The 23,395-nt window shown below is 61.8% G+C and carries 26 protein-coding genes and 1 pseudogene; 15 read left to right on the top strand and 12 right to left on the bottom strand.

Annotated features, from left to right (window positions below; translation table 11 throughout):
• Nucleotides 1-209: 209 nt before the first annotated feature.
• Both QK296_RS09810 and QK296_RS09805 read right to left on the bottom strand, forming a co-directional pair.
• The gene (locus tag QK296_RS09810; RefSeq protein WP_057710839.1) at nt 210-983 is read right to left on the bottom strand and encodes a transporter substrate-binding domain-containing protein; all 774 of its coding nucleotides are present in this window, start codon (nt 981-983) and stop codon (nt 210-212) included.
• A 49-nt stretch (nt 984-1,032) separates the two neighbouring features.
• Nucleotides 1,033-1,140: pseudogene (locus QK296_RS09805) on the bottom strand (outer membrane lipoprotein carrier protein LolA); the annotation flags it as partial.
• 291 nt (nt 1,141-1,431) lie between these two features.
• Between QK296_RS09805 and QK296_RS09800 the strand changes: the two are divergent.
• The 5 genes from QK296_RS09800 (at nt 1,432) to QK296_RS09780 (ending at nt 6,088) form a co-directional block, all read left to right on the top strand.
• Complete coding sequence (locus QK296_RS09800; protein ID WP_282390860.1) at nt 1,432-2,802, top strand: glutamine synthetase family protein; 1,371 nt, start codon at nt 1,432-1,434, stop codon at nt 2,800-2,802.
• Between the two features lie 101 nt (nt 2,803-2,903).
• Nucleotides 2,904-3,503 carry a class I SAM-dependent methyltransferase gene (locus QK296_RS09795; RefSeq protein ID WP_003189592.1) on the top strand — a complete coding sequence of 200 codons (600 nt, stop codon included), beginning with the start codon at nt 2,904-2,906 and terminating at the stop codon, nt 3,501-3,503.
• 122 nt (nt 3,504-3,625) lie between these two features.
• Nucleotides 3,626-4,759 (top strand): ribonuclease D, encoded by a 1,134-nt coding sequence (gene rnd, locus QK296_RS09790; protein ID WP_003189594.1) that lies wholly within the window; start codon nt 3,626-3,628, stop codon nt 4,757-4,759.
• Entirely contained in the window at nt 4,756-5,049 is a 294-nt protein-coding gene (locus tag QK296_RS09785; protein WP_003189597.1) for a YcgL domain-containing protein, read from the top strand. The genes rnd and QK296_RS09785 overlap by 4 nt, the downstream gene beginning before the upstream one ends.
• A gap of 106 nt (nt 5,050-5,155) precedes the next feature.
• Nucleotides 5,156-6,088 (top strand): D-2-hydroxyacid dehydrogenase, encoded by a 933-nt coding sequence (locus tag QK296_RS09780; protein ID WP_003189599.1) that lies wholly within the window; start codon nt 5,156-5,158, stop codon nt 6,086-6,088.
• Nucleotides 6,089-6,224: 136 nt separating this feature from the next.
• Here the strand turns inward: QK296_RS09780 and QK296_RS09775 are convergent, their stop codons facing one another.
• Entirely contained in the window at nt 6,225-6,818 is a 594-nt protein-coding gene (locus QK296_RS09775) for a nitroreductase family protein (RefSeq protein ID WP_034133632.1), read from the bottom strand.
• A gap of 153 nt (nt 6,819-6,971) precedes the next feature.
• Here QK296_RS09775 and QK296_RS09770 point away from each other — a divergent pair, with 153 nt between their 5' ends.
• Nucleotides 6,972-7,421, top strand: coding sequence for a YcgN family cysteine cluster protein (locus tag QK296_RS09770; protein WP_003172524.1), 450 nt, complete (start codon nt 6,972-6,974; stop codon nt 7,419-7,421).
• A gap of 13 nt (nt 7,422-7,434) precedes the next feature.
• Nucleotides 7,435-8,655 carry a hypothetical protein gene (locus QK296_RS09765; protein ID WP_282390859.1) on the top strand — a complete coding sequence of 407 codons (1,221 nt, stop codon included), beginning with the start codon at nt 7,435-7,437 and terminating at the stop codon, nt 8,653-8,655.
• A 142-nt stretch (nt 8,656-8,797) separates the two neighbouring features.
• On the opposite strand, the gene QK296_RS09760 is transcribed toward QK296_RS09765, so the two are convergent.
• From QK296_RS09760 to QK296_RS09745, 4 genes are all read right to left on the bottom strand, one after another.
• On the bottom strand, nt 8,798-9,148 hold the full coding sequence (locus QK296_RS09760) for a DUF2892 domain-containing protein (RefSeq protein WP_057710842.1): 351 nt from the start codon (nt 9,146-9,148) through the stop codon (nt 8,798-8,800).
• A gap of 67 nt (nt 9,149-9,215) precedes the next feature.
• Nucleotides 9,216-9,683 (bottom strand): RNA methyltransferase, encoded by a 468-nt coding sequence (locus QK296_RS09755; protein ID WP_003189607.1) that lies wholly within the window; start codon nt 9,681-9,683, stop codon nt 9,216-9,218.
• A 160-nt stretch (nt 9,684-9,843) separates the two neighbouring features.
• Nucleotides 9,844-10,218 (bottom strand): YajD family HNH nuclease, encoded by a 375-nt coding sequence (locus QK296_RS09750; protein WP_003189609.1) that lies wholly within the window; start codon nt 10,216-10,218, stop codon nt 9,844-9,846.
• Nucleotides 10,219-10,307: 89 nt separating this feature from the next.
• Nucleotides 10,308-10,994 carry a hypothetical protein gene (locus QK296_RS09745; RefSeq protein ID WP_003189610.1) on the bottom strand — a complete coding sequence of 229 codons (687 nt, stop codon included), beginning with the start codon at nt 10,992-10,994 and terminating at the stop codon, nt 10,308-10,310.
• A gap of 78 nt (nt 10,995-11,072) precedes the next feature.
• On the opposite strand from QK296_RS09745, the gene QK296_RS09740 reads away from it, so the two are divergent.
• Nucleotides 11,073-11,354 carry a hypothetical protein gene (locus QK296_RS09740; RefSeq protein ID WP_057710843.1) on the top strand — a complete coding sequence of 94 codons (282 nt, stop codon included), beginning with the start codon at nt 11,073-11,075 and terminating at the stop codon, nt 11,352-11,354.
• Here QK296_RS09740 and QK296_RS09735 read toward each other — a convergent pair.
• Nucleotides 11,351-13,393, bottom strand: a complete 2,043-nt coding sequence (locus QK296_RS09735) for a S9 family peptidase (RefSeq protein WP_282390858.1) — start codon at nt 13,391-13,393, stop codon at nt 11,351-11,353. The genes QK296_RS09740 and QK296_RS09735 overlap by 4 nt on opposite strands.
• Before the next feature lie 24 nt (nt 13,394-13,417).
• Here QK296_RS09735 and QK296_RS09730 point away from each other — a divergent pair, with 24 nt between their 5' ends.
• Genes QK296_RS09730 through QK296_RS09720 form a run of 3 tightly spaced genes read left to right on the top strand, consistent with a single transcriptional unit; the run spans nt 13,418 to nt 15,305 of the window.
• Entirely contained in the window at nt 13,418-13,945 is a 528-nt protein-coding gene (locus tag QK296_RS09730; protein ID WP_120247663.1) for an MFS transporter, read from the top strand.
• Between the two features lie 30 nt (nt 13,946-13,975).
• The gene (locus QK296_RS09725; RefSeq protein WP_003189615.1) at nt 13,976-14,752 is read left to right on the top strand and encodes a class II glutamine amidotransferase; all 777 of its coding nucleotides are present in this window, start codon (nt 13,976-13,978) and stop codon (nt 14,750-14,752) included.
• Between the two features lie 10 nt (nt 14,753-14,762).
• The gene (locus QK296_RS09720; protein ID WP_003189617.1) at nt 14,763-15,305 is read left to right on the top strand and encodes a DUF2937 family protein; all 543 of its coding nucleotides are present in this window, start codon (nt 14,763-14,765) and stop codon (nt 15,303-15,305) included.
• 114 nt (nt 15,306-15,419) lie between these two features.
• On the opposite strand, the gene QK296_RS09715 is transcribed toward QK296_RS09720, so the two are convergent.
• Nucleotides 15,420-16,340 (bottom strand): LysR family transcriptional regulator, encoded by a 921-nt coding sequence (locus tag QK296_RS09715; protein ID WP_003189619.1) that lies wholly within the window; start codon nt 16,338-16,340, stop codon nt 15,420-15,422.
• A gap of 175 nt (nt 16,341-16,515) precedes the next feature.
• Here QK296_RS09715 and QK296_RS09710 point away from each other — a divergent pair, with 175 nt between their 5' ends.
• The 3 genes from QK296_RS09710 to QK296_RS09700 are packed head-to-tail and all read left to right on the top strand — an operon-like array spanning nt 16,516 to nt 18,868.
• Nucleotides 16,516-17,256, top strand: a complete 741-nt coding sequence (locus tag QK296_RS09710) for a 5-oxoprolinase subunit PxpA (RefSeq protein WP_094774405.1) — start codon at nt 16,516-16,518, stop codon at nt 17,254-17,256.
• On the top strand, nt 17,253-17,957 hold the full coding sequence (gene pxpB, locus QK296_RS09705; RefSeq protein ID WP_003189621.1) for a 5-oxoprolinase subunit PxpB: 705 nt from the start codon (nt 17,253-17,255) through the stop codon (nt 17,955-17,957). Before QK296_RS09710 ends, pxpB begins: the two co-directional genes overlap by 4 nt.
• Nucleotides 17,954-18,868, top strand: a complete 915-nt coding sequence (locus QK296_RS09700) for a biotin-dependent carboxyltransferase family protein (RefSeq protein WP_003189623.1) — start codon at nt 17,954-17,956, stop codon at nt 18,866-18,868. Before pxpB ends, QK296_RS09700 begins: the two co-directional genes overlap by 4 nt.
• Before the next feature lie 110 nt (nt 18,869-18,978).
• On the opposite strand, the gene QK296_RS09695 is transcribed toward QK296_RS09700, so the two are convergent.
• From QK296_RS09695 to QK296_RS09685, 3 genes are all read right to left on the bottom strand, one after another.
• Nucleotides 18,979-20,157 (bottom strand): VWA domain-containing protein, encoded by a 1,179-nt coding sequence (locus QK296_RS09695; protein ID WP_003189625.1) that lies wholly within the window; start codon nt 20,155-20,157, stop codon nt 18,979-18,981.
• Nucleotides 20,157-21,002 carry a MoxR family ATPase gene (locus tag QK296_RS09690; RefSeq protein ID WP_003210690.1) on the bottom strand — a complete coding sequence of 282 codons (846 nt, stop codon included), beginning with the start codon at nt 21,000-21,002 and terminating at the stop codon, nt 20,157-20,159. Before QK296_RS09690 ends, QK296_RS09695 begins: the two co-directional genes overlap by 1 nt.
• Nucleotides 21,003-21,215: 213 nt before the next feature.
• Nucleotides 21,216-22,292 carry a DUF748 domain-containing protein gene (locus tag QK296_RS09685; protein WP_003189629.1) on the bottom strand — a complete coding sequence of 359 codons (1,077 nt, stop codon included), beginning with the start codon at nt 22,290-22,292 and terminating at the stop codon, nt 21,216-21,218.
• 127 nt (nt 22,293-22,419) lie between these two features.
• Here QK296_RS09685 and cysK point away from each other — a divergent pair, with 127 nt between their 5' ends.
• The gene (gene cysK / locus QK296_RS09680; RefSeq protein ID WP_003189630.1) at nt 22,420-23,394 is read left to right on the top strand and encodes a cysteine synthase A; all 975 of its coding nucleotides are present in this window, start codon (nt 22,420-22,422) and stop codon (nt 23,392-23,394) included.
• Nucleotide 23,395: the final 1 nt, after the last annotated feature.

Below are 23,395 nucleotides of genomic sequence, written 5' to 3'. Positions count from 1 at the left end.
GTTTACCCCCCAAATCCCTGTCGAATTCCGGCCAGCGTGGTTTAACGGGGCGCTTCAGATCAAGAGCAAGATCAAGAGCGGCTCGCTTCGCATCGTGGTTAGCTTGGGCTGCAGTAGCTTTTTGTGTAGGTACTTATGGCCCAATCGCAGGCAAGCCAGCTCCCGCATTTGGATCGCGGGGGCGTCAGGTCAATGCGCGCCGGCCACATTCATGGCGCAGCCAACCACTGCCCCACAATCCCCGCATACGCCCCTGTCGCCACACTCAAATGCAACCACTGATCCACATAACTCTTCCAGGCCACATCATCGCGCGGCAGCAAAAAGGCTTTTTCACTGTACTGCATCGGTTGCTCGGGGTTGACTGCACACAACCCAGGCTTGAGCTTCTGCTGATAACGCGCCTCGCTGGCGTCGGTGATCATTACATCGGCCTTGCCCGTCAGCAGTTCATCAAAAATCGTTACGTTGTCATGCAGGCGAATCTGCGTCTGGCCCAGGTGTGCACGGGCAAACACTTCGTTGGTGCCACCGGCCGGTTCGATCACTCGCACCTGGGGCTGGTTGATCTGTTCCACCGTCTGGTAGCGCTGCACGTCGGCGCAGCGTACCAGTGGGATCTTGCCATCGACTCCGAGCGACTGGCTGAAAAAGGCTTTTTTCTGACGTTCCAACGACACGGAAATACCGCCCACGGCGATGTCGCAGCGTTGGGCCAGAAAGTCCGGCATCAGGGTTTTCCAGGTGGTGGGTACCCAGTTGATTTTGGCGTTGAGGCTCTTGGCCAGGGACTCGGCCATGGCGATGTCGATACCTTCATAGCCGCCGTCGCTGCGCAGCGAGGTGTAAGGCTTGTAGTCGCCGGTGGTGCACACGGTGAGGGTGCCGCGTGCAATCACTTCGTCAAGGCGTGACGCGGCGGTGTCGGCCTGGGCGACATTGGCCAGGCTTGCCAGTACACAGAGGGCCAGAGGCGCTTTCATGGAGTCGAATCCTTAGGGCACGGTCGAAGCCGCCATAATGCCCGTTTTTTGTAGGAGCGAGCTTGCTCGCGAATAACCTGAGTGCGCCGCTGTGAATCAGGCATCCCGCGTTATCGTTAACGATCCTCGCGAGCAAGCTCGCTCCTACAGGCAGAATGTTTAGCCAAACTGCAACCAAACTCCGTCAAGCCTGAGTTGACCCGCGTATCCCGGCATGTGACGCTCAGGTATCTCTATCACTGTGACTTGCGCATGCACGCTTGCCCCGATACTCACACCGCGACATTGCCGTCTGCGCTTGCGTTCTGGGCCTTGTTCCATTGCCGACACGCGCGCCCGCCAGATACCTCTCTCCTACGTTGATCTACCCACATGGATGACGCGCACCTGTGCGCATCTGCCTGGCGGCGCCTGCGCGCTTGCCTGATGCAAACGTATGAGAATTCCCATGAGTGTTTTTGCCAGCCTGCACGAAGCCCAGACCTTCCTTGAACAGAACCCCGACATCGAAATGTTCGAGCTGTTTATCCTCGATAACAACGGCGTACCGCGCGGCAAGCTGCTGCACCGCGACGAACTGCTGGCGGTGTACGAAAGTGGTCGGCCTCTGCCCAGCACCATCCTCGGCCTGACCATCAATGGCGATGACGTCGAAAACTCCGGGCTGGTGTGGGAGGTGGGGGATATCGACTGCCGTGCCTACCCGATCAGCGGCAGTTTGCAGCGCATGCCGTGGCGCTTGATCCCCACCGCGGCGGTGCAAGTGAGCATGCACCCCACCGAAGGCCTGCCCGCCACCGTGGCCGACCCCAGGCACCTGCTGGCCAAAGTTATCGAGGCGCTCAAGGCTGACGGTTACTACCCGGTAATGGCGGCGGAGCTGGAGTTCTATCTGCTCGACCAGAAGCCCGACAGCAACGGCCGCCCGCAACCGGCGCGGGATGTGGATGGCAATCGCCCGCGCTCGACCCAGGTGTATGGCCTGCGCGAACTGGAGCAGATCGAACCGTTTCTTGCCGACCTCTACAGCGCCTGCAAGCTGCAAGGGATTCCGGCGCGCACGGCCATCTCCGAGTACGCGCCGGGCCAAGTGGAAATCACCCTCGAACACCGCACCGACGCGCTGCAGGCGATGGACGAAGCCGTGCGCTACAAACGCCTGGTCAAGGGCGTGGCGCACAAGCATGGAATGACCGCCTGTTTCATGGCCAAGCCGTTCGACGACCTGGCCGGTACAGGCATGCATATGCACGTCAGCCTGGCCGATGCCCAGGGCAATAACCTGTTTGCCAGTGAAGCGGCAGACGGTACGCCGCTGCTGCGCCAGGCCGTGGGCGGCATGCTCAGCACCTTGCTCGATTCACTGTTGATGTTCTGCCCCAACGCCAATTCTTATCGGCGCTTCCAAACCAACAGCTATGCGCCGCTCGCGGTCACCTGGGGCGTGGACAACCGCACCGTCAGCCTGCGTGTGCCCGGTGGCCCGGCCCAGTCCCGGCATATCGAACACCGTATCTGCGGCGCCGACGCCAACCCCTATCTGGCGGCCGCCGCAATCCTGGCCGGCATTCACCGAGGCATCCGCGAACAGCTAGACCCTGGCTCCCCGGTGGAAGGCAACGGCTACGCCCAGGCCACGGAGCTGCTGCCCACCGACTGGCTGACCACCTTGCGCGCGCTGGAAACGTCCCGCTGGGCGCCGGACGCGTTCGGGCGTGAATTCCTCGGCGTTTACCTGGCGGTCAAACGTGCCGAATACCGCCAGTTCATGGGCGAGGTGGGGGAGCAGGATTGGCGCTGGTATTTGCACCAGGCATGATCGATTTTAGCGGGTAGGGGCTTTCGACCTTTTTTTCACGTTGCGGCGGTTAAGCTGCGAATCAAGGTCGTTTACTACCGTTTCATTCACATGAGCCCGCGATGTCGCCACAACCTCCATCCTCCATCGAGACCGAATTCACCGAGCGCTATGACCGTGAGCATGCCAGGGGCTGTGGCGACCCGCGTCCGCCCAGGCTGTTGCAGCGCCTGTCGGCGTGGCGCGATGCGCGGCTGGTGCGCCAAGCGCTGAAGGTGGCGGGCGAGCCTGGGCTTATCCTCGACCTGGCGTGCGGTTCCGGGCGCTTCTGGCCGGTGCTGGCCGAACACGTCAACCGCGTGATCCTGGCCTCGGACAACTCCCAGGCGATGCTCGATCACGCGCGCACCCATCACCCGGGCGCGTTGCTCAAGCGTGTCAAAACATTCCAGGGCTCGGCGTTTTCCATTGGCCTTTCGGCAAATGCGGTGGACTGCATTTTCTGCCTGGATTTGTTTCGGCATGTGCCCGACAGCGATGCACGACTCATGTTGTTGCACGAGTTTCACCGCGTCAGCCGCGACACCGTGATCGTGGCCGTGAACGTGGGCACGCCCGTAGAGAGCGAGTTTCGCCAAGCCGGCTTCAAAATCCTCAATTACCAAGAGTTCCTGCCGGGCTCGCGACTATGGTGCGTCTACGTTTTGCGTAAGAGAGGATAACGCCCGTTTGTCGGACTATTCTTCATCTCCTGTCGGAGTTTTCATGATGGCGTGTGCACTGCGGATGCTCGCAAGCCTCTTTCGCGATATATACTGCGCGCCATTCTTCAAGGGAGAGCCGTGTGGCCATCGATATTCACTGGATCTGCGACAACGATAGCCTCGGCCAGCATTGCGCCGAATGGCAGCAGTTGCCATTCGTCGCCCTCGACACCGAATTCATGCGGGTCGACACCTTTTACCCTATTGCCGGGCTGATCCAGATCGGTGATGGCGTGCGCGCTTACCTGATCGACCCCCTGACCATCGACAATTGGCAACCTTTGGCCGCCTTGCTGGAAAACCCAGCGGTGATCAAGGTGGTGCACGCCTGCAGCGAAGACCTGGAAGTACTGTTGCGCCTGACCGGCAGCTTGCCGGTGCCGTTGTTCGACACCCAATTGGCGGCGGCGTACCTCAACCTCGGTTTCTCCATGGGCTACTCGCGGCTGGTGCAAGCGGTGTTGGACATCGAGCTGCCCAAGGGTGAAACCCGCTCCGACTGGCTGCAGCGGCCATTGTCGGAGACGCAGATCAGCTACGCCGCCGAAGACGCGGTGCACCTGGCCGAGGTTTACACCCGCCTGCGCCCGCAACTGTCGGACGACAAATACGCCTGGGTATTGGAAGACGGCGCCGAACTGGTGGCCAACCTGCGCCGCGAGATCGACCCCTACGAGCTGTACCGCGACGCCAAGCTGGCGTGGAAGTTGTCCCGTGCTCAACTTGCGGTGCTGCGTGAACTGTGCGCCTGGCGCGAGCAGCAGGCCCGTGCCCGCGACTTGCCGCGCAACCGTATCATTCGCGAACACTCGTTGTGGCCCTTGGCCAAATCCCAGCCGGATAACCTCGCCGCTCTGGGCAAGATCGAAGACATGCACCCGCGCACCGTGCGCCAGGACGGCCAGTTCCTGCTGGACCTGATCAAGCGCACCGCCAGCGTGCCCATGGACCAATGGCCGCCTGCCGTGGCAGAGCCGTTACCCGTGGACGCCGCCGCGTTGATCAAGCAACTGCGGGCCCTGGGCCAAACCTTCGCCGAGCGCCTGGACATGGCGCCGGAACTGATGCTGCGCAAGAAAACCCTCGAAGCCCTGGTTAAAAGTGGCTACCCCGATGGGCCTTACCAATTGCCAGACTCGCTGCGTGGCTGGCGCCGCGAGTTGATGGGCCAGGCGCTGCTCGACAGCCTGGCCAATGCCGGAGAACAGCCTTGAAACGTATTTGCTCCATCTACCGCAGCAAGAAAAAAGACGGCATGTACCTCTATGTGCTCAAAAGCGACGCCCTGGAGCGCGTGCCCGAGCCGTTGATGGAAGCCTTTGGCAAGGCGCATCACGCCTTTGACATGGTGCTGACGCCTGAGCGCAAGCTGTCGCGCGAAGACATCGCCGTGGTGCTGGAAAACCTCGACAAGCAGGGCTACCACCTGCAAATGCCGCCGGCCGAGGACGAGTACATCGAGCACTTGCCCGAAGAGCTGCTGCGCCGCAACGACCCGATGTGATCACCAGTGCCCGCCTCAGGGCACCGTTTCAATGGAATCGTATTAGAGGACGGTGGCCGTAAGGATGCGGGCGGCCGTCTGCACTGTTTTTTCAAAGGTTTGAACCATGCGTGTTCTGATTGCTGAACAGGATCATCCGCTCTACGCCCAATTGCTCAGGGACGCCGCCCCAGACCTTGAAGTGCTGACCAGCGGCGACTCGGCCGAACTTTCGCGCCTGGCCGCCGACTGCCCGGTGTGGCTGGGCCAGCCCGATCTGTTGGCGACCCTGCTGCGCCAGGGCCATCACCCGCAATGGCTGCAATCGACCTGGGCGGGCATCACGCCACTGTTGGCCGATGGCTTGCCCCGCGACTATCGCCTGACCCGAGCGGTAGGCATTTTTGGCCAGGTCATGGCCGAGTTTGTCCTCACCTACATGCTGGGCCACGAGCGCGAAGTGCTGGCGCGGCTGGTCAGCCAGGTGGAGCGCAAGTGGGATAACCGCATGGGCCAGAGCCTGGCCGGGCGCAAGGCGCTGATCGTCGGCACCGGTGACATTGGCCAGAGCGTGGCCGAGTTTCTGCTGCCATTCGGCGTGCAGCTGTATGGCATCGCCAGCCAGGCCCGCGAGCAGGCGCCGTTTATCGAAGTGGCCGGGCTCGACCAGTTAGGCCGGCTGGTGGGGGAGGTGGATTACGTGATCAACCTGCTGCCCAACACGCCTGATACCCATGACCTGTACGACGCGGCGCTGTTCAAGCAGTTCAAGCCCACCGGGTTGTTTATCAACGTCGGACGCGGCGTGGCGGTGGTGGACGCCGACCTGGTCGAGGCGCTCAAAGAAGGGCACCTGGCCGGCGCGGTGATCGACGTGTGCCGCCAGGAGCCTTTGCCGCAACGCCACCCGTTCTGGACGGCGTGGGGTTTGCTGTTGACCGGGCACAGCTCGGCCCCGACCTCGCCGCCGATGATGGTGGAATTGTTTGTACAGAACCTGCGGGCGTATCAGGCCAAGCAAGCGCTGCGCGGGGAAGTGGATTTCGAGCGCGGGTACTGAGCTTGCCCCATGCCCTCTGTAGGAGCGAGCTTGTTCGCGAAGAACGTCAACGATGACGCGTACTTTCTGAATAAACGCGGCGCCTGTGAGTTTTTCGCGAGCAAGCTCGCTCCTACAGAGGGTCAGAGTGCGATGCTTAGAGGCTGAAGTCCCCCTCGGACACCAGCTCGCTCAACGGCTTGCGCGGGCTCGGCATTTCGCGCCCTTGCAGGTACTCCGGCAAACTCGACTTGTCCCCCAACTTGCCCACCGCCACGGCCGCATGCAGCGCATAACCCTGGGGAATCTTCAGCTCCTTGCGGGTCAGTTCCTGATCGAAACCGGCCATGCCGTGGGTGTGCCAGCCACTGAGGCTGGCTTGCAGCGCCAGGTGGCCCCAGGCTGAGCCGGTGTCGAAGGTGTGCCACAGCGCCGGGGTTTCTTCGGTGGCGCCGGGGGCGATGAAGTCGGTTTTCGACGCGATGATCACCAGGGCCGACGCATGCTGCGCCCAATTGCGGTTGAATTCATTGAGCAGGCCCAGGAAACGCGCCCAATCCGGCGTGTCACGGCGCGCATACAGAAACCGCCACGGCTGCGAGTTGTAGGCCGAAGGTGCCCAGCGTGCGGCTTCGAAGAAACTCAGCAGCGTCTCCTGCGGGATGCTCTCGCCGGTAAAGGCGCGGGGCGACCAGCGCTCGGTGAATTGGGTGTGGATCGGATAATCGGCAACGCGGGGGTTATTGCTCATGGACAGATCCTGATGAAAAAACCGGGATTCAAAGCTACTGCGCCCACCCCTGCCTGACAAGTCTTGCAACACCGTCAGTCGTAAGCGCTTGGCCCCAACCGGCTTGGGCACTAGACTGGCGGCCTTTTCACCTTCCGATACTGATGCAGAGCCATGGCCGCCAAAGTCGAACCTTTCTGGATACGCAAAACCCTTGAGCACCTCGACCAAGAGGAGTGGGAGTCGTTGTGCGACGGCTGTGGCCTGTGCTGCCTGCAAAAGCTTGAGGATGAAGACGACAACAGCGTCTATTACACGCGCATCGCCTGCAAACTGCTCGACCTGAAAACCTGCCAGTGCACCGATTACCCCAACCGCCGCGCCTCGGTGCCCGACTGCATCCAGCTCACGCCGGGACAGGCCGACCAGTTCAAATGGTTGCCGCCGACCTGCGGATACCGCCTGGTCAGCGAGCGCAAGGACTTGCCGCTGTGGCATCACCTGGTCTGCGGCGACCGTGACGCGGTGCACCACGAACGCATTTCCCAGTCCGGGCGCATGCTCAGCGAAGGCAGCGTGCCCGAGGATGACTGGGAGGATTACCTGATTTTCCGCGCAGGCTGAACGAGGAGTGTGTATGAAGGTGGCCGCCAAGTGGGCAGCGGGCCTGGTCGTGCTGGCGCTGAGCGGACCGGGCTGGTGCGCGAAGAAAGTCGACCTGGATTACCACATCAAGCTGTTGCCCCAAAGCCAGCAGGCCGAGGTGCGCGTCAGCCTGTCCCAGGGCGCGGCGGTGCGCAGCCTGAACTTCGACCTGGGCCGCGACGGTGACTACAGCGACTTCAAGGCCGATGGCCAGTGGCAGGTCACCGGCAACCGTGGCCTGTGGCAACCCAGCGCCGACAAGGCCAGCCTGACCTACCGGGTGCGCCTGGCCCATGCGCGCAAGCCGGGGGTTTATGACACACGGATCACGCCCGGCTGGGCGTTACTGCGCGGCGAAGACCTGGTACCGGCCGCACGTCTCGATCAGCAAGACGGCATCGAGCTGGTCTCACGCCTGCTGTTCGAACTGCCTACCGGGTGGAAGAGCGTCGAAACCGCCTGGCCGCGCATCGGCCAAAACAAATTCCGCATCGACAACGTGTCCCGCCTGTTCGACCGCCCCACCGGCTGGATGCTGGCGGGCAACCTCGGCAGCCGCCGCCTGCGCCTGGGTGAAACCGACGTCACCGTGGCCTCGCCAAAGGGTCAGGGCATGCGCCGTATGGACGTGCTGACGTTGCTGACGTTTGTCTGGCCCCAGGTGGAGGCCGCCTTCCCGCGCCATCCCGGCAAACTGTTGATCGTCGGCGCCAGTGACCCGATGCGGCGGGGGGCTTATTCACTGCGCGACTCGATCTACCTCAACAGCCGCACGCCGCTGGTTGGCGAAAATGGCAGCAGCCCGTTGCTGCGCGAAGTGGTACAGGCCATCGGGCGCTTCAACGACCACGATAGCAGTGACTGGATCAGCGAGGGCTTGGGCGAGTACTACGCGATTGAACTGATGCGACGTGCCGGCGGCATCACCGATGAACGCTATGCGGCGATCCAGGCGCGGCTGATCAAAGAAGGTAAAGACGTCACTACGCTCAAAGGCGAGCACGTCAACGGCGCGACGCTGGCGCGTTCGGTGGTGGTGTTGCAGGAGCTGGACCGAGAGATCCGCGTGAAGACCCACAACAAACGCTCCCTGGACGATCTGGCGCAGGCAGTGATGCGGGTGAACAGCATCAACACCAAAGAGTTCGTGCAGTTGGCCGAGAGCGTGATCGGCGAGTCGTCGGTGGTGCTGGACAGCAAACTGCTGCGCTGATTCCTAGCCCTGTGCAATTCAACATGTGGGAGGGGGCTTGCCCCCGATGGCGGTGGGTCAGCAAAAAGTAGGCTGCTGACACTCTGCTATCGGGGGCAAGCCCCCTCCCACATTTGAATCTCCAGCATGTCCAAGTCTTAGATCAGGCTTTAGGTTTCACCACCTTTTCAGCCGCCACTTCAGCCTTGGTTTTCAGGTTCTTCAACTCTTCCCCGGCCCGTTCGATCTTGGTGCGCACGCTGTTCATTTCCTGGCGGCCCTGTTCCAGTTTGTCCTTGAGCGAACTGTGCCCGGTAAAGCCACGGGCCAGTGCCACGCCACCAATCGCCACCTGGATCAAGCCGAAAATCCCACCGCGGCGCAGGCCTTTACCCACCATCATCACTCCGCCGGCCACTGAGCCGATGCGTTCCCAGCCATGCACGTTCTGGTTGGGTTGAGGTTTCAACGGTGTGGCTTCGATGACAGGTCGCAAGGTTTTGCTGTCGCTCATGATCAGTCTCCAACAAGGGCAAGTGTTACTAGCTGACTGCGCGCATGTGCCGGATGTTCCCGCAAGATCAGTACTTGGGGCCCGAACGGGTGTTGTTGCCCTTGGCCAGGCGGTCATAGAGCACCACGTTGACCGTGGCCGCCAGGTTCATGCAGCCGGTGGTGGGGATGTACACCACGTCCTCGCACCAGTCGCGGATCTCTTTGTCCAGGGAACCGTCTTCGGGGCCGAAGATATACAGCGCGCGGTCGGGGTGAGTGTATTCAGGCAACGGGCGGGCGCCTTCGACCAATTCCACGGCGACCGGGATGCAACCCAGGGGCAGGATCTTTTTCAGGTCGTCGATGCCGATCAGCGGGATATCGTGGTGCACCTTCTTGGTGTCGGTGATGAAATCCCGGGCGCGCTCGTAACGCACGCCGGTGTAGAACACCGAGGCCACGCCGTAGCAGCCGGCGGCACGCATCACCGAGCCGACGTTTTCGGGGGATTTGGGGTTATACAGACCGATGCAGCTGTAGCGTTTATTGCCCACGGGGAAGGGTGCCTTGAGAAAAACGGCGATTATACGGCCTGGGGGGATGCAGTGCTTGGACGATCGTCATCGCGGGCAAGCCCGGCTCCCACAGGGAAATGCATTCCTACTGTGGGAGCTGGCTTGCCTGCGATGAGGCCGGAACAGGCAAAGAAAAGCCTCAGTCGTCCTTCTTCATCAACCCCGCCAACGCCGCAAACGGGTTGTGCGTTGCCTTGGCAATGCTCGGGCTGCTGGTGGAGCCTTCGCCGAAGTACTGCTGGTCGGTGTAGCGCGAGTGTTCGTTGTCGTGGCAGTACAGGCACAGCAACTCCCAGTTGGAACCGTCCTGGGGGTTGTCATCATGGTTGTGGTTACGGTGGTGGACGGTCAGTTCACTTAAGCGCTTGCCGGAAAACTCACGGGCGCAGCGGCCACACACGTGGGGGTACATCTTCAAGGCTTTATCGCGGTAGCCCATTTCGCGGTCGCGCTGGGCATCGGCGAGGATGCGGTCCAGCTTGGCGGTGTGGGAGGGCGGGTTGTTCGAGCTCATCATGGCTCCTGGCTATTATTGGGTGGTTCACGGATAGGGTTGATTCTAGCCGCTCCCACAGGGGATTGGCGCGATTGAATCAACCGTGATCAGCCCTTGAGCTTCTCTGCAATCCAGATGGTATGCCGCGTGCCCTTGTTGCCATGGGCAAATACTTGCACTTCCTCGGCCTTGAAGCCGGCCTTGCGCAGTTTGTCACTGAACAGCTTGTCGGCGCTGGCCGACCACACCGCCAGCACACCCTTGGGCCGCAGGGCCTTGGCGCACGCGGCCAGGCCACTGGCCGAGTACAGCCAACTGTTGGCTTTTTGCGTGAGTCCCTCGGGGCCGTTGTCGACGTCGAGCATAATCGCGTCAAAGCCTTGGGGTTCGGCCTGCAGTACCTTGGCCACGTCTTCCTGGCGGACCACGGTGCGCGGGTCCAGCAGCGGGCGACCGGACTTTTCCCCCAGCGGCCCACGGTTCCATTCCACGACGCCGGGCACCAGTTCGGCCACCACCACTTCGGCGCTCTTGCCCAAATGCTTGAGCGCCGCAGCCAAAGTAAAGCCCATGCCCAGGCCGCCGATCAGCACCCGTGAACCCGGGCGACCGGCCACCTTGCGGCAGGGAATCTCCGCCAGGGCGTCTTCGGAGCCGTGCATGCGCGTGTTCATCAACTGGCCACCGTCACCGCCCTGGATCTTGATGACAAAGTCTTCGCCGTATTCGAACAGGCACAAGGCACCGCCGTTATCGGGGATTGGGGTGGTGTCCAGCAGAACGAAACGTTTCATGGAAATCTCATTGGGAAGGGCATTCTTGCGCGGTTGGGAGTAGCCTTAGGGCATTCCGGTCAGGCCATGGAGCCATCGATGAAGTGCAGCATTCTAACGGTCATTGTGTTGAGCGCGCTCGCATTGGGTACCGCGCAGGCTCAGGAGTTACAAACCGTACCGGTCGCGCCCACGCCAACCCCAGGCGCGCCGGGCACGCCAACGCCCACGTTGTACCCGCAAGTCACGCCGCCCGTTGCGCCCAAGACCCATAATGGCGCGCCACCGCTGGCGCCCATCGTGCTGCCGGCGCCGCCCAAGGACCAGACGGTCCCTGGCCTGCAGCAGAACGACAGCAAGCCAAAGACGCCAGGCGGTTAGACCAGGCCCAGGGCCTTGAACACAAAGGCATATTCGAGGGCGACATCACGTAGCCCCTGATAGCGCCCGCTCATGCCGCCATGGCCGGCGCCCAGTTCGGTCTTGAGCAGCAGCAGGTTGTCGTCCGTCTTGGTATCGCGCAGCTTGGCCACCCACTTGGCGGCTTCCCAGTACTGCACGCGGCTGTCGTTGTAACCTGCGATCACCAGCGTGGCCGGGTAAGCCTGGGCGCGGACGTTCTCGTACGGCGCGTAAGCCTTGATGCGCGCGTACACCTCGGGGTCCTCTGGGTTGCCCCATTCGTCGTACTCGGTGATGGTCAGCGGCAGTTCCGGGTCGAGCATGGTATTGAGCACATCGACGAACGGTACTTCGGCAATCGCCGCCTGGAACAATTCCGGGCGCTGGTTGAGCACCGCGCCGATCAACAGGCCGCCGGCACTGCCGCCGCTGATCGCCAGTTGCCGGGAGGTGGTCAGGCCCTGGGCGATCAAATGCTCGGCGCAGGCGATAAAGTCGCTGAAGGTGTTCTGCTTGTGTTCCTGCTTGCCGTTGCGATACCAGGCTTCCCCCAGCTCACCGCCGCCGCGCACATGGGCGATGGCAAACGCCACGCCACGGTCCAGCAAGCTCAGGCGCGCATGGGAGAACCACGGGTCCAGGCTTGAGCCGTAGGCCCCGTAGCCATACAGGTACAGCGGCGTCGGCTTGCCGAGCTGGTCACGTTTGACCACCAGGCTGATGGGCACCTGGGTGCCGTCGGCGGACGTGGCCCACAGGCGTTGGCTGACATAATCATCGGCGTTGAAGACGCCCAGCACTGGGGTTTCCTTGAGCACGACCTGCGCGCCTGTCGCCAGCTCGAGCTGGCGCACTTGGGCCGGGCGATTCAAGGCCTCATAGCGCAGGCGGATCTTGTCGCTGGGGAACTCCAGGCTGTTCTGCACGTAGAGGCTGTAGGCGGCGTCAGGCAATTGCACCCGATAGGCCGGCACGTTCTCAGGGTGTACTTCGATAACCGGCAGGCCACCAATGCGCAGGCTCAAGGTCATGGCGTTGGCGTTCAGGCTCACGCCGTCGAGCATGACCTCATCGCTGTGGGGGATCAGGTTCTGCCAGTCGGCTTCGGTGGGCGGCGTGCCGGTGTCGGCGGCCACGTACAGCGCATGGTTGATGCCGTCGCGGTTGCTGCGGATAAACCAGGTCCATTCGCCGTTACGCTTGCCGTGGTCAACATCGTATTCGTGGTCTTCGACCCGCGGCGCCAGGCAGGTGAAGGCCAGGTGCGGTTGCTCGGCGTCCAGCGCCCAGACTTCGCTGGTGGTCTTGCTGCCCAGGGCCAGCAACAGTTGGCGTTCGGAGCTTGAGCGGTAGCAATGCAGGAAGAAACGGCCGTCGGGCTCGTGGAACACTTCCTGCGCTGCGGTGCCGTCCAGGCGATAGCGATACAGTTTGTGCGGGCGATGGGTGTCGTCCAGTTCGCCGAAAAACAGCGTGAGGCTGTCATTGGCCCAGGTCATGCTGCCATCGCAGTTGTCGAACGCCAGTTCGCTGACCTTGTCGGTCGCCAATTCCTTCACGAACAGGGTGTAGATCTCTTCGCCGCTGGTGTCGAGGCTGTAGGCCAGGCGTTGGTGGTCGGGGCTGATGCTGAATGCGCCCAGGGAGAAAAAGCCGCCATTGGCCAGCACGTTAGGGTCCAGCAGCAGTTCTTCGCTGCTGGCGTCCACCTGGTTGCTGTCATCGCCCGGGCGGCGGCAGCGGTAGTGGCGGGCGTACTCGTCACCGGCGGTGGTGCGGGTGTAATACAAATACGGGCCCCAAGGGGAGGGCAGGGACAGGTCGGTTTCCAGAATGCGGCCCTTGATCTCGTCGAACAGGGTCTCGCGCAACGCCTGCTGATCGGCCAGTTGCGCTTCCTGCCAAGCGTTTTCGACCTTGAGGTAGTCGAGCACCTCAGGGTTGTCGCGTTCTTGCAGCCAGGCGTACGGGTCTGGGCCTGGGGCCTTGCGGGCAATCGGTGCGGTGGAAATAGGCATGGATAATTCCCTATCTGGCAGACGGTGGCAGGCATTGCAGCCGCGACACGCAAAAGCCGTTATCATAGCCGCCTGTTTGCCAACCTTGCCATGGACACCATGACCGAGAACGACTATCTGACCGCTTGGGGCCTTTACGCCTTCGCCGCTTTGGGCTGCCTGTTGGTGTGGTGGCGCATGACCCGCTGGATCTGGCGCTGGCTGCGCGAGCCCCTGCAATTGCTGATGGCGGTGTTGCTGCTCAGCCCGACCATTGTCGACCCGGTCAAGACCCAGTTTGCGCCGGCCGTGGCCATTACCGCCCTGGACCTGCTGCTCAAGGTCGGCAACAACGCCTGGCGCGCCATTTCCGACCTGTTCATGTACACGATGATCGTGTTTGCCCTGTACATCGTGTTTGTGCTGATCCGCTGGCCCATCGAACGCGCCGCCAACGCTCGCCGTGAGCGCAAGGCGGCTGCGGATGCCGCCTTGGCCGCTGAGCCGGAAGACGACGAACCGTTCCGTCGCCCGGCGCCTGCCGGTGGTATGCGGGTCGAACCGCGCCTTTAACGTTGTTTGCCCTGCAGCGAGAGCCCTGGCATGTGTGAATTATTGGGCATGAGTGCCAACGTCCCCACCGATATCGTGTTCAGCTTTACCGGGCTGATGCAGCGCGGTGGGCGCACTGGCCCGCACCGCGACGGCTGGGGTATTGCCTTCTATGAAGGCCGTGGCCTGCGCCTGTTCCAGGACCCGGCCGCCAGCAGCGAGTCGGAAGTCGCGTTGCTGGTGCAGCGTTACCCCATCAAGAGTGAAGTGGTGATCGGCCATATTCGTCAGGCCAACGTGGGCAAGGTCAGCCTGGCCAATACCCATCCGTTCGTGCGCGAGCTGTGGGGGCGTAACTGGTGTTTTGCCCACAACGGCCAACTGGCGGACTTCAATCCCCGCGCCACCTTCTACCGCCCGGTGGGCGATACCGACAGCGAAGCAGCGTTCTGCGACCTGCTCAACCGCGTGCGCGAAGCCTTCCCCGAGCCAGTGGACATTGAGCAGGTGCTGCCCGACCTGATCGCCGCCTGCGCCGAATACCGCAGCAAAGGCGTGTTCAACTGCCTGCTCAGCGACGGCGACTGGCTGTTCTGCTATTGCTCGACCAAGCTGGCACAGATCACCCGGCGTGCGCCTTTTGGCCCGGCGCGCTTGAAAGATGTCGATGTGATCGTCGATTTTCAGGCTGAAACCACCCCCAATGATGTGGTAACGGTGATCGCCACCGAGCCGTTGACTGACAACGAAAACTGGACCCGCTACGAACCGGGCCAATGGAGCCTGTGGCGACGCGGTGAATGTGTCAGCCAGGGCGTTACCGAGTAAGGAATCGAGCATGTTGCTGAGCTATCTGCGGTTGGTATTGTTTGCCGTTGGCTTGTTGGTCGGCGTGCAGGTGCCTGGGTTTATCAATGACTACGCCAAGCGCGTCGAGGCCCACCTGATCGAGGCGCAGACCGGCTTGCGCGGTTTCGAGTCCACGGCGCAGCAGTTCTTCAACGGTGATATGCAAGCCTTGGTGGCGCATTACCGCGCCAGCGATGACCCGGTATTCCAGAGCGACGCCAGCAGCCTGGGCGCGATGCTCGATCGCCAACTCGAGTTGGACAAGCAATTCCAGGCCATGCAGGGCCCGTGGTACATCCGCGCCCTGCAAGTGGCGGTGGCCGCCGACCCGGATATCCGTCTGGAGACCTGGAATGGCTACAGCTACCAGATCTTGCTGACGCCCGAAGCCATGGGCTGGGGCCTGGGCGGGGCGATGCTGTTGTCGTTCGGCATCGAGTGCCTGTACCGCTTGATCGACTGGGTGGTGCTGGGTGGTCGGCGCCTGCGCCAGAGCCGGCCCATCGAAGAGCGGGACCTCAAGGGCCTCTAACGACCCACTGATCGTTCCCACGCTCCGCGTGGGAATGCTTTTTCTGACGCTCCGCGTCGCGCGTGAGGGCGCAGAGCGCCCTGTGCTGCATTCCCACGCAGAGCGTGGGAACGATCAGTCGGGTTTATTCAGTTGCATGCGTTCTGCACCGACTTGCTCGGCATAGCGGGCAACGACTTTCTGGCACAACCCCACAATCTCCTCCACCAACTCCACCCCCACACGCCACGACACCACCACCTGCAAGTTCGGCAGACGCTGGGCCATGGGCAGCATGACCAATTCACCTCGCTCCAGTTCTTCGCTGACCAGCACCGGTGGCAGCGCGCCAATGCCGAAGCCATCGCGCAGCAACCGGGTGATCGCCGACACCGAGTTCACGCAGTTCATGCGCGGTGCGGCCACGCCATTGGCCTGCATCAAACTCAACACGTCCTGATGCGGGTGAGAGTTTTTCGAGTAGGTGATGATGCGTTCCTGGGCCAGTTCGGCGAGGGAAGCGTAGTCGCGGTTGTAGATCGACTGGCTGGCCACGATCCAGGCCATGGGGTGGCTGGCCAGTTCCAGGCTGCGCACGGTTTCCAGGCGCAGCAGGTCGGTTTGCAGGATCAGGTCGAGGAAACCTTTTTGCAGCTGATCGCTGAGGTTCAGCGCGGTATCGGCGACCAGCTCGATTTCCACCAGCGGGTACAGCTTCATCAGCTCAGCAACCAGGGGGCTGAGCCAGGTGTGGATCACCGTGTCCATCGCGCCAATCCGAATGCGCCCGACCTTGCTGCTGGTGGTCTCCAGGGACTGCTTCAAACCCTGCATGGTCACCATCATCTGCTCGGCATAGTCGAGCACTTTCAAACCTTCCGGGGTCAGGCTCACGCCACGCGAATCACGCAGGAAGAGCTTCACCCCCAACTCGCTTTCCAGCACGGCGATGCGGCTGGAGATCGAGGCCTGGGTGGTGAACAGCTTCTCGGCCGTGAGCCGGAAGCTCTTGAGCTTGGCCACCCAGACGAAGGTTTCGAGGAACTTCAAATTCATGGGATCAACTTTTTCTTATGCATGGATCGGTTTTTATTAGTTGGACGTCGCACCGGGCAAACGCCAAAAATCGAGCTATTCCACGATAAGCGTCGTCGGGGTGTCAGGACAAGTTGCGAGTTCTGCGTAAAAAATCCCACACTACAAGAAAACAAAGCCTACAGGAGCGACCACCGTGAGCCGCCTGCTATTGAACTGCGACATCGGCGAAAGCTTTGGCAACTGGACCATGGGTCTGGACGCCGAGGTCATGCCGTTCATTGATTGCGCCAACGTGGCGTGCGGTTTCCATGCCGGCGACCCGAGCATCATGCGCAAGACCGTCAGCCTGGCGTTCAAGCACGGCGTGCAAGTGGGCGCCCACCCGGCCTATCAGGACCTGCAAGGCTTTGGCCGGCGCTCCATGAATTACACGCCGCAGGAAATCCAGGACCTGTTGCACTACCAGATCGGCGCGCTGGACGGCATCTGCCGGGCCCAGGGCGGTCGCGTCAGCTATATGAAACCCCATGGCGCGATGTACAACGACATGATGGCCAACCCGGCGCAATTGCGTGCGGTGATCCAGGCCGTGGCCGCCTACGGCGACCTGCCGCTGATGCTGCTGGCCACCCGCGACAACCGTGCGGCCCAAGCCTTGGGCGACGAATACGGCGTGACCCTGTGGTTCGAAGCCTTTGCCGACCGTGCCTATGACAGCAACGGCCATCTGGTGTCCCGCCAGTTGCCGGGCGCGGTGCACCACGATGCCGACACCATCGTGCAGCAGGCGCTAACCCTTTCCCGTGGCGAATCGCTGATTGCCAGCGACGGCAGCCCATTGGTACTCCAGGCCAATACCCTGTGTGTGCATGGCGACAACGCCAGCTCGGTGGCTGCCGTGCAGCGTATCCGCGAAGCGTTGAAAACAGCATGAACCCACGCATTGAAGTGGTGGCGATCGACTGCCTGATGGTGCGCCTGTTTGACGTGATCGCCGAAGCCAACATGCCGTGGATGCTCGCGGCTACCGAGCGCCTGCGCAACGGTTTTGGCCCGGCCTTGGTGGACCTGGTGCCGTCCTACACCACCTTGATGGTGCATTACGATCTCACGGCGCTGACTCCGGCCCAGGCCCGGGCGCTGATCGACCAGGCCCTCACCGATCTGCAACCCCAGGCTCAGGGGAGTGGCCAGTGCCATGTGCTGCCAGTGTGGTACGACCTGAGTGTCGGCCCGGAACTGACCTTGCTGTCCCAGCGCAGCGGGCTGGCGGTGGAGGAGGTGATCCGCCGCCACAGCGCTCACGAATATCAGGTGTTCGCCCTCGGTTTTGCCCCTGGGTTTGCCTTTATGGGGCTGGTGGACGAAGTGCTCGCCACACCGCGCCTCAACACGCCGCGCAAACGCGTGGCCGCCGGCAGCGTCGGCATCGCTGAACGACAAACTGCCGCGTACCCGGTGGTGTCCCCAGGCGGCTGGAACCTGATCGGCCGCACCCCGGCCAAACTGTTCGACCGTGAGCGCGACGGCTACAGCCTGATGCAGCCCGGCGACACGGTGCGCTTCGCCCCGGTCAGCCACGCCGAATTCGTCAACCTGGGTGGCGATGACACGCCGCTGGAGGCGCAGGCATGAGCCGCTTGATCATCGAGGCCAGTACGCCGCTGTGCCTGTTGCAGGACGCCGGGCGGTTTGGCGTGCGTCATCTGGGCGTGACCCAGGGCGGCGCGCTGGATTGGGTGTCGATGGCCTGGGCCAACTGGCTGCTGGACAATGCCCTGGATGCCCCGGTGGTGGAAATCACCCTCGGCGGCCTTACCGTGCAGGCCGAGGACTATTGCCTGCTGGCCCTGGCCGGTGCGGATCTGGGCGCCTATGTCGATGAGCGTGCGATAAGCCCGGGTCGCAGTTTTATTCTGCAAAAGGGCCAACGCCTGCGCTTCACCCAACCGTTCAACGGGGCACGCGCTTATCTGGCCGCGCCCGGTGGCTTTGATGCGCAGGCTGTACTGGGCAGTTGTGCCACGGTCGTGCGCGAAGCGCTGGGCGGGGTGGACGGTTTCGGCAAGGCCTTGGCCGAGGGCGGGCGGTTGGCGTATTCCGGTACGGGCGGTGCAATGAAGGTGCTGGCCAAGCCGGAGTTGCAGTCCGGTGCCTCATTGGACGTGATCATCGGCGCGCAGATAGGCCAGTTCAGCGGGCAGAGCCTGTTCGATGCGTTCAACACCGAATGGGCTCTGGACAGCCGTGCAGACCGCATGGGCATGCGTTTGCTCGGTACGCCGTTGCAATACCAGGGGCCGTCGTTGATTTCCGAAGGGATTCCATTGGGCGCGATCCAGGTGCCACCGGATGGGCAGCCGATTGTGTTGCTCAATGACCGGCAGACGATCGGTGGTTATCCGCGGTTGGGCGCGTTGACGCCTTTATCCTTGGCGCGGCTGGCGCAGTGCTTGCCGGGGGAGAAGGTGCGGTTGGCACCGGTGGTGCAGGAGGCGGCGCATCGGCAGCACATCAAGTTTTTGCAGCGCTTTGCTGACTGCTAAAAGCATCGCAGGCAAGCCAGCTCCCACATGTTGACTGCATTTCAAAGTTGGAATGCATTCCTCTGTGGGAGCTGGCTTGCCTGCGATGAGGCCGGCCGGGACACCACCGCCTATTTGGAGAGAAAACGCATACCTTCTTCCAACCCGCGCAGCGTCAGCGGATACATCTGATCCTCCACCAACTCCCGCACAATCCCCGTTGACGCTGTATAGCCCCAGGTATCTTTTGGGTAGGGGTTAATCCAGATCAGCTTCTTGTACTTGGCCATGAAGCGCTGCATCCACACATACCCCGGCTCCTCGTTCCAATGCTCGACGCTGCCGCCGGCCTGGGTGATTTCATAAGGTGCCATGGCCGCATCACCGATAAAGATCACTTTGTAATCGGCGCCGTATTTGTGCAGCAGGTCCTGCGTGGAGGTGCGTTCGGAGGTGCGACGCTGATTGTTCTTCCACACCGACTCATACACGAAGTTATGGAAGTAGAAGTACTCCAGGTGCTTGAACTCGGTCTTGCACGCGGAGAACAGCTCTTCGCAGATCTTCACGTGGGCATCCATCGAGCCGCCGATATCGAACAGCAGCAACAGCTTGATGGTGTTACGCCGCTCGGGGCGCATCTGGATATTCAGCAAGCCGGCATCGCGGGCGGTGTGGTCGATGGTGCCGTCGATGTCAAGCTCTTCGGCCGCACCCTGGCGCGCAAACTTGCGCAGGCGGCGCAGGGCGATCTTGATGTTGCGCGTGCCCAGTTCCACCTGGTCGTCGAGGTTCTTGTACTCGCGCTGGTCCCAGACTTTTACCGCCTTGCCCTGGCGCTTGCCGGCGTCACCGACGCGAATGCCTTCGGGGTTGTAGCCACCGGAACCAAAGGGGCTGGTGCCGCCGGTGCCGATCCACTTGTTGCCACCGGCGTGGCGTTCTTTCTGTTCTTCCAGGCGTTTCTTGAATTCCTCGATCAGCTTGTCGAGGCCACCGAGGGACTGGATCTGCGCGCGTTCTTCATCGCTCAAGGAACGTTCGAACTCCTTGCGCAGCCATTCTTCGGGGATCAGTGCCTGCAGGTGGTCGTCGAGCTTTTCCAGGCCGTTGAAATAGGCGCCGAAGGCCCGGTCGAACTTGTCGAAATGCCGCTCGTCCTTGACCAGGATCGCCCGGGCCAAGTAGTAGAACTCGTCCATGTCGGCGAAGGTCACGCGCTGTTTGAGCGCGTTGATCAGGTCGAGCAGCTCGCGCACCGACACCGGCACCTTGGCGGCACGCATCTCATTGAACAGGTTGAGCAGCATCAGCGATTACCGCGACGGCTCATGAACGCCAGACGCTCCAGCAACTGCACGTCTTGCTCGTTCTTAACCAAAGCGCCGGCCAGGGGCGGGATGGCCTTGGTCGGGTCGCGCTCGCGCAGCACCGCTTCGCCAATATTGTCGGCCATCAGCAGCTTGAGCCAGTCGACCAGCTCGGAGGTGGAAGGTTTTTTCTTCAGGCCCGGCACCTTGCGCACATCGAAGAACACATCCAGCGCTTCGCTGACCAGGTCTTTCTTGATGTCCGGGTAGTGCACATCCACGATCTTTTGCAGGGTGGTGCGGTCGGGGAAGGCGATGTAGTGGAAGAAGCAGCGGCGCAGGAACGCGTCCGGCAGCTCTTTTTCGTTGTTGGAGGTAATGATGATGATCGGGCGTTTCTTGGCCTTGATGGTCTCGTCGATTTCGTAGACGTAGAACTCCATCTTGTCGAGTTCTTGCAGCAGGTCGTTGGGGAACTCGATGTCGGCCTTGTCGATTTCATCGATCAGCAGGATCACCCGCTCTTCGGACTCGAAGGCTTCCCACAGCTTGCCCTTCTTCAGGTAGTTGCGCACATCGTGCACCTTGTCCACGCCCAGTTGTGAGTCACGCAGGCGGCTGACCGCGTCGTACTCGTACAGGCCCTGATGCGCCTTGGTGGTGGACTTGATGTGCCAGGTAATCAACTTGGCACCGAAGGATTCGGCCAGTTGCTCGGCAAGCATGGTCTTGCCGGTGCCCGGTTCGCCCTTGACCAGCAGCGGCCGCTCCAGGGTGATGGCGGCGTTGACGGCCAGTTTCAGGTCATCGGTAGCCACATAGGCCTGGGTGCCTTCGAACTTCATCGGTCATTCCTCGAATTCATCAATGGCCTGACTATACCGCGCAGCCCCGGCGACTGTGAACGCAGACGGGGCATTCAGTCTCTGAATGGCGGGTCACATCAGCCCTGGCCCATGCAGGACGTGTGGGAGCTGGCTTGCCTGCGATAGCGGTGTATCAGCGACAGATTAGTTAACTGACCCACCGCCATCGCAGGCAAGCCAGCTCCTACAGGGTTAATCAGCGCTGGGCTTGGGCTGTTCGTAACGGGCATTGAACGCCTGGATAAACCCATTGCGCAGAATCGCGATCACCGCCGAAAACGCACTGACATTTTGCTGATGCACGCTACCGCTCAGCTCTACACGGGTGGCGAACTGGTTTTTACGCTGGTTTTTCAGCACGGTTTCGCTGGCGCCCACCACGGCTTCCCAGATCGAGCGGAAGATATTCTTGTCCTGGTTTTCAACGTCTTGTTGCCAGTCGAACACCTCCACATCGCGCAGCAGCGGCTTGATGTAGCCGGTGAGCCGGCCATTTTCCGCCTGGGCTTCGATCACCACATCGCCCGTGCCGGCCTTGAAGTCGAACTTGCCATAGGCCGATGCGAAGTCATTCATGCGCTTGAGTTGCAGGTCGCGGGCGCGGAAGCGGAACTCGAACTCTTCGAAATCGCTCAGCGGATCAAAGGTGGCGTTGGCCTCCAGAGGCGCCTGGCCTTGCAGGAGTGCCTTGCCTTCGAAGCGGGCGTCGCGCTTGCCTTTGACATCCACCACATTGGTCAAGTTATAGAAGCTGGCGTTGACCCCGGTGGCGTTGATATTCACCTGGGGCTTGGAGCTGAAGTTATGGAAGGCGATCTCACCGTCTTCGATGCGCACTTCGTTGAGGGTGATCGGTAACAGTTTGCGCAGTTGCTCCTGCCAGTCGGTGCCTTTACCGGTCTGGGACGCCTGCTTGTTGGCACCGCCATCGACAAAGTTGATCTGCGGGCGCACAAAATGCCCCTCGGCCACGACGGCATGGTCGTACCACAGCGAATGCCAGCTCACCGCGAACTCGATCAGCGGTGCCTTGACGAACGGCACCGGGACCTTGCCGTCCACCTTGACGATTTGCAGGCCATTGATCCGGTAGGCGCCGCGCCATAGCGCCAGGTCCACATCGGCAATCTCGCCACGGTAATCGCCCATGTTGGCGAGTTTGTCGTTCAGGTAGTTGCGCACCAGGTAGGGCAGCGCAAGGTGGATGGCAATCAAGACCAGCACCAGAGCGGCGATGGTCCCTAACGGCCAACTGTAGCGACGTTTCATAGGGCAGTTCTCCTTGCTTGTAGGAGATTGACTGTTCTGATGAACGCAACGTTCCTCCGTCTGGACGCTTGGGAGTACGCGGCATACCCTTGGGGCCTTTCCCAACGCCTCGACAATAGGAACCGCCATGAGCCGTATCTTTGCAGACAACGCGCACTCCATCGGTAACACGCCTCTGGTTCAGATCAACCGCATCGCACCGCGTGGCGTGACGATCCTGGCCAAGATCGAAGGGCGCAACCCGAGTTATTCGGTGAAATGCCGCATTGGCGCAAGCATGGTCTGGGATGCAGAAAGCAGCGGCAAGCTCAAGCCGGGCATGACCATCGTCGAGCCCACTTCGGGCAACACCGGTATCGGCCTGGCCTTTGTCGCCGCTGCCCGTGGCTACAAGTTGCTGCTGACCATGCCGTCGTCAATGAGCCTTGAGCGCCGTAAAGTGCTCAAGGCTCTGGGCGCCGAGCTGGTGCTGACCGAGCCGGCCAAGGGCATGAAGGGTGCCATCGACAAGGCCGCGGAGATCGTCGCCAGCGACCCGGCCACCTACTTTATGCCGGCCCAGTTCGACAACCCGGCAAACCCTGCCATCCACGAGAAAACCACCGGCCCGGAAATCTGGAACGACACCGATGGCGCCGTGGACGTGCTGGTGGCGGGCGTGGGTACCGGCGGCACGATCACCGGGGTATCACGCTATATCAAGAACACGGCGGGCAAGCCGATTCTGTCGGTGGCCGTGGAGCCCATGGTTTCCCCGGTGATCACCCAGGCCTTGGCGGGTGAAGAGATCAAGCCCAGCCCACACAAGATCCAGGGGATCGGCGCCGGTTTCGTGCCGAAAAACCTCGACCTGTCGATGGTCGACCGCGTGGAGCTGGCGACCGACGAAGAGTCCAAGGCCATGGCCCGGCGCTTGATGCTGGAAGAAGGCATTTTGTGCGGGATCTCCTGTGGCGCCGCCATGGCCGTGGCCGTGCGCCTGGCCGAGAAGCCGGAAATGCAGGGCAAGACTATCGTGGTGATCTTGCCGGACTCCGGTGAGCGCTACCTGTCGAGCATGTTATTCAGCGATTTGTTTACCGAACAGGAAAACCAAGCCTGAA

Source organism: Pseudomonas sp. AL10 (genome assembly GCF_029960685.1).
Classification (GTDB): domain Bacteria; phylum Pseudomonadota; class Gammaproteobacteria; order Pseudomonadales; family Pseudomonadaceae; genus Aquipseudomonas; species Aquipseudomonas lactis.
Note: the sequence above shows the minus strand (reverse complement) of the source record. Positions and strands in the feature narration are given on the sequence as shown.